Annotated in this window: 5 protein-coding genes; all 5 read right to left on the bottom strand. The window is 70.6% G+C overall.

Annotated features, from left to right (window positions below; translation table 11 throughout):
• Nucleotides 1–169 precede the first annotated feature (169 nt).
• Nucleotides 170–760, bottom strand: a complete 591-nt coding sequence (locus I53_RS23075; RefSeq protein WP_043355134.1) for a PAS domain-containing protein — start codon at nucleotides 758–760, stop codon at nucleotides 170–172.
• A 465-nt stretch (nucleotides 761–1225) separates the two neighbouring features.
• The gene (locus I53_RS23070; protein WP_043355132.1) at nucleotides 1226–2386 is read right to left on the bottom strand and encodes a M20 aminoacylase family protein; all 1161 of its coding nucleotides are present in this window, start codon (nucleotides 2384–2386) and stop codon (nucleotides 1226–1228) included.
• Nucleotides 2387–2389: 3 nt separating this feature from the next.
• Entirely contained in the window at nucleotides 2390–3667 is a 1278-nt protein-coding gene (locus tag I53_RS23065) for a GNAT family N-acetyltransferase (protein WP_043355130.1), read from the bottom strand.
• 209 nt (nucleotides 3668–3876) lie between these two features.
• Entirely contained in the window at nucleotides 3877–4311 is a 435-nt protein-coding gene (locus I53_RS23060; RefSeq protein WP_051045005.1) for a lysozyme inhibitor LprI family protein, read from the bottom strand.
• 42 nt (nucleotides 4312–4353) lie between these two features.
• On the bottom strand, nucleotides 4354–5028 hold a 675-nt coding region (locus I53_RS23055; protein WP_043355128.1), incomplete at its 5' end, for a glycerophosphodiester phosphodiesterase family protein.

Genomic DNA, 5028 nt, shown 5'->3' with positions numbered 1-5028 from the left:
CTCCAGTCGGCCCTGACGACGACCCTGGGCGCCGTGGCGCCCGCGATCGACCTCGTGCTCGACAACGTGCTGCGCAGCCTCGGCCTGCGCCTCGGCTACGCCGATCTCGATGTCGACGGCACCCTCTGCAGCCAGGCCGTTCTGGTGCAGTGAGCCGGGCCGGCCCGGCTCAGTGGCCGCGACCGCGCGCACCGGTCGTGGAAGCCTTGGCGATGTGCCGGCCCAGGTGCAGCAGCAGCATGTCGACGAGGAGCTGAAGCTCGGTATCCGCCACCCCTTCCAGGGCGTCGCGGCATTCGAGGGCCCGATCCACCGCCTGCGTGAGCGCGTCCGCGGGCTCCGCCGCCGCAGCCGCGGGCGGCGACGCATCGGTCACGTCGATGATGATGCCGTGTCCGAGGCGCCGGCTCGACGCGCCCGCCGGAATGCGACCGCGATCGAGGATCCGGCGGACCTGGCCGGAGGGCGACAGCGTCCGGTACTCGGCCACGAACAGGCCGCCGCGCGCGCGCACCGCCTTGAACTGCCGCACCACGGCCGGCCGGTCCTCGGGATGAACGCAGGCCTTGGCGACCGAGAGCGGGAGCGGACGCCCGGCGAGCCCGGAATCCCCGGCCAGAACGTCGGCGGCGCCGGCATCGAGGATGCACCGCTCGTCCCGCGGCGACCAGGACCACGCACCGATGATCCCGGACGCGTTCAGCGCGGCCGCGAGATCGACGGGCCGAGGACGGGGATCTTGGATCGCGTCGGCAATCATGGGCGATCTCCGATTCCGGCGTGCCGCATGCACGCATTCGCCGGAGACATACAACCTTTGATAGAATTAATGAGCAGTTAACTCAACCCATAGCGAGGCATCTATCCCGGTACGCGACTGAGCCTCCATCACGATTCTCTTTTTCCGGCAGCGGGTCCACTTCGTTGCGCTCGCCTAACGACCCGCCCAAGTTGCAATCCCGGCAGCACGTCACCCGAGTTGCGTGAGCAGCGTGAACGCGCCGAAAATCAGAACCGCTCCCACCGAGGCGGCGAGCAGGATCAGCGCCGCGCGGGATTCCCGTATCTCCGGTGACATGGCGCCCTCCCATCACGGCCCGTGTTGGTTCGCGGGCTGGTTGCGTCAAGAATCGCACCGATCGGTCGGTCTGTCGACGGTCGCCTGCGCCCAGACCCATCATCGCCCGCCATCCGGACAGCTCCGGACGGCGGGGGCCGCCGGGCGTCAGGCGGCGGTGCGCCGCTCCACCATCCGGGCGAGGAAGGCGCTGCCGATCGGGATGATCGAGTCGTCGAAGTTGTAGCCGGCATTGTGCAGGCCGGGACCCGGATTGGCGCCGAGCCAGACATAGGCGCCGGGCACCGCCATGGTCATGTCGGCGAAGTCCTCGCTGCCCATCTTCGGCACGACATTCGCCTCGACCATGTCGGCGCCCAGCAGCTCGGTGGCGACCTCCGTGGCGGCGGCCGCCTGCTCGGGGGCGTTCTCCAACACGGAGAACACGTCCTGCAGGTCGACCGTGACCTCGGCGCCGTAGGCCGCGCCGAAGCCCGCCGCCAGCTCGCGCATGCGGGCGCCGGCGAGGGCCCGGATCTCCTTGTCGAAGGTGCGGATCGTGCCGGCGAGATGGGCCGTCTCCGGGATGACGTTGTAGGCGGAGCCCGCCTCGATCCGGGTGATCGACAGCACGATGGATTTCAGCGGATCGGCGTTGCGCGACACGATCGACTGCAAGGCCTGGGCGAGGCCGGTGGCGATGATGATCGGATCGACGCCCCGGTGCGGCTGGGCCGCGTGGATGCCCTTGCCGCGGATGTGGATGTCGAAGAAGTCCGCCGCCGCCATGATCGGCCCCGGCCGCAGCTTGATCATGCCGTGGCCGCCGCCCGGCTGGTTGTGCAGGCCGTAGATCTCGTCGCAGGGGAAGCGCTCGAACAGCCCGTCCTTCAGCATGGCCCGGGCGCCGCCGCGGCCCTCCTCGGCCGGTTGGAACACGAACACCGCGGTGCCGTCGAAGTCGCGGGTCTCGGCGAGGTAGCGCGCCGCGCCCAGCAGCATCGTGGTGTGGCCGTCATGGCCGCAGGCGTGCATCTTGCCGGCATAGGTCGAGCGATAGGGGAGGTTGGTCTCCTCCTCGATGGGCAGGGCGTCCATGTCGGCGCGCAGGCCGATCCGGCGGCCGTTGTCGGTGCGGCCCTTGAGCAGTCCCACCACGCCGGTGCCGCCAACGCCGCGATGCACCTCGCAGCCGAAGGTCTCGAGGAGGTCGGCGACGATGCCGGCGGTGCGCACCTCCTCGAAGCCGAGCTCCGGATGGGCGTGCAGGTCGCGGCGCAGGGCCGTCAGCTCGTCGGCATAGGTCTGGATGCGGTCGATCGGGCTCATGTCTTACGGACTCTCGGGGGCTGACGTCTTGGAGGGCGAGGTTTCGGAAGGCGCAGCGCCGTCGCAGGCACCGCCCTCGTCCGTGCGCCGGAACGGCGTCAACGTGTCGAGGACGTCCACCGCCTCGGCGACGTGGGCGCGCTCCCGCTGCAAGTAATCGGCCACCGCGCGGCGCAGGGCCGGGTCGGCGATGTCGTGGGCCGAATGCATCAGGACCGGCCGGTAGCCGCGGGCGAGCTTGTGCTCGCCCTGGGCGCCCGCCTCGACCCGCTTCAGGCCTCGGGCAATCGCGAAGTCGATCGCCTGATAGTAGCAGATCTCGAAATGCAGGAAGGGGTGGTCCTCGATGCAGCCCCAGTTGCGCCCGTAGAGCGCCGTGTCGCCGATGAGGTTGATGGCCCCGGCGATGTAGGTGCCCGCGCGCTTGGCCATCACGAGGAGCACCCGGTCGGCCATGCGCTCGGACAGGAGCGAGAAGAAGCGGCGGTTGAGGTAGGGCCGTCCCCATTTCCGGGAGCCCGTGTCCATGTAGAAGGCGTAGAACGCGTCCCAATGGGCCTCGGTGATGTCCGCGCCGGTGAGGTGCTCCACGGTGATCCCGGGCGCGAGGGCGTCGCGGCGCTCCTTGCGGATGGTCTTGCGCTTGCGCGAGGCGAGGGCGGCCAGGAAGTCGTCGAAGGTGGCGTAGCCGTCGTTCTGCCAGTGGAACTGCTGGTCGGTGCGCTGCAGGAAGCCGGCGGCGCCGGCCCGCTCCCACTCGGCCTCGCGCATGAAGGTGACGTGGATCGAGGAGGCCTTGGTCTCGCTCCGCAGCGCCCGCAGGCCCGCGACGAGGCCGGCGGTGGCCTCGTCGGGATCGGCGCCCGGCGCGATCAGGAAGCGGGGGCCGGTCACCGGCGTGAACGGCACGCTGACTTGCAGCTTCGGGTAGTAGGCGCCGCCGGCCCGCTCATAGGCGTCGGCCCAGCCGTGATCGAACACGTACTCGCCCTGGCTGTGGGATTTCAGGTAGCAGGGCGCCACGCCGAGGCGCTCGCCGTCGCGCTCGACCGAGATGTGGAGCGGCAGCCAGCCGGTCCTGCGGGAGACGCAGCCCGAATCCTCCAGCGCCGACAGGAAGGCGTGCGACAGGAAGGGATTGTGGGTCTCGTCGCCCGCCGCCAGCGTCTCGGCCGAGAAGGCGCAGGCATCCCAATCCGCGGCGCCGATCTCCTTCAATCCGGGAAGCGCCCGCACGGTGAGTGCGGCGGTCTCCGGCGTCGGCCCGGGTGCTTGCTTCATGGGCCGGAATCTAGCCCGTGCCCCGCAGGGAGCAAGCGGGCGGATGCGCACGGCAGCCATGGCTGCCTTGTCAGATGGCCGCCGCCGTCACCCGCTGCGCGCGCCGGACCCGCCGTCGCGCGCTTCCTCGACGGCTTGCTCGACGGCGTGCGCGACGGCGCGGAAACGGGCCTGAGACCCGAACGGGACGCCGCCGTCGCGGCCCGCGCTCACTCCCCGAGCCGGCCCACGCAGGACACGTCCTCCGGCTTGCAGTCGAGATATCCCTTCAGGATCTTGGTCCGCGCGTCGGTCAGGCCCTTCAGGCAGCCGTTGTATTCCATCGCGTAGGCCGAGCCCCCGTCGAAACCCATGGTCTCGAGGAAGCAGGTCGCGTCCCGGTACGACAGCCAGGCCTTCTGGGCGCCCCGCAGGGCGTCCTTCGTCTTCGGACCGACCTTCTTCATCAACTGCCCATAGACGGCGTTCAACGCCGTATCGGCGGTCCGGTAATCGGCACCCGCGCAGGCGTTGAGATCCGCCTGGGTCGTGCCCTCGCACGGGTCGGCCGCAGCGGCGGGCACCGGGGAGAGCAGGGTCGCGGCGAGGGCGAGCCCGCCGCAGAGCCGCACGAACCGTGTGCGCGATTCACTCGAAACGGTCATGGCGGTCTTCGTCGTGACGAATCGGACGGGCCTTAGGAAAATTTACGGGACGAATCCCTCGAACACCATCTGGTCCGCGTGTGCGGCGGCCCGGGCGCGCTGCTCCTCGGTCCGGACCGTCCAGGTCATCACCGGGACCCGTCCGAGCAGCCGGCAGAGATAGGTCGGCGCGCAGGGCAGGTCGTCCACCCGCCAGGACAGGAAGTCGGGCCGGGTCTCGGCGAAGTGCAGCAGGTCGGAGAGCGACCGGCGGAGCGAGGGCGTCAGCGCCGCGTAGACGGGATCGTCCTGCGTCGTCTCCGCCACGATGCCCCGCGGGATCGTGGCAGGGCAGAGATCGCGCAGGGCCGCGACCACCTGCGGGTCGAAGGATTTCAGCGCCACCGGCCCGGCATAGGCCGCGGCGACCTCGGCGGTGCGGGTCGCAAGCCGCAGGTCGCCGTCGTAGCGGGACTTCACCTCGATCACCACCGGCACGACCCCGGCCACTGCCGCCAGGAAGGCCGGCAGCGTCGGGATCGTCTCCGCGGACCCGGCGACTTTGAGCGTCCCGAGTTCGGCGGCCGACCGTTCGGCCACCGCCTCGCGCGCCGTCGTGAGGCGGCCGAGGGCGGCGTCGTGGAACACCATCGCCTCGCCGTCGGCACTCAACTGGACGTCGCACTCGATGGCGAAGCCGCCCGCGACCGCCGCCCGGGCCGCCGCCAGCGTGTTCTC

This window comes from Methylobacterium sp. B1, from assembly GCF_000333255.1.
In the GTDB taxonomy this organism is placed as follows: Bacteria; Pseudomonadota; Alphaproteobacteria; order Rhizobiales; family Beijerinckiaceae; genus Methylobacterium; species Methylobacterium fujisawaense.
The sequence above is the reverse complement of the archived record's forward strand: the minus strand, read 5'-3'. Positions and strand labels throughout refer to the sequence as shown.

Bases quoted from the DNA above. Each gene is read 5' to 3' on its own strand.
- I53_RS23065 (WP_043355130.1), bottom strand. From the start codon at position 3,667: ATGAAGCAAGCACCCGGGCCGACGCCGGAGACCGCCGCACTCACCGTG.
- I53_RS23070 (WP_043355132.1), bottom strand. From the start codon at position 2,386: ATGAGCCCGATCGACCGCATCCAGACCTATGCCGACGAGCTGACGGCC.
- I53_RS23060 (WP_051045005.1), bottom strand. From the start codon at position 4,311: ATGACCGTTTCGAGTGAATCGCGCACACGGTTCGTGCGGCTCTGCGGC.
- I53_RS23075 (WP_043355134.1), bottom strand. From the start codon at position 760: ATGATTGCCGACGCGATCCAAGATCCCCGTCCTCGGCCCGTCGATCTC.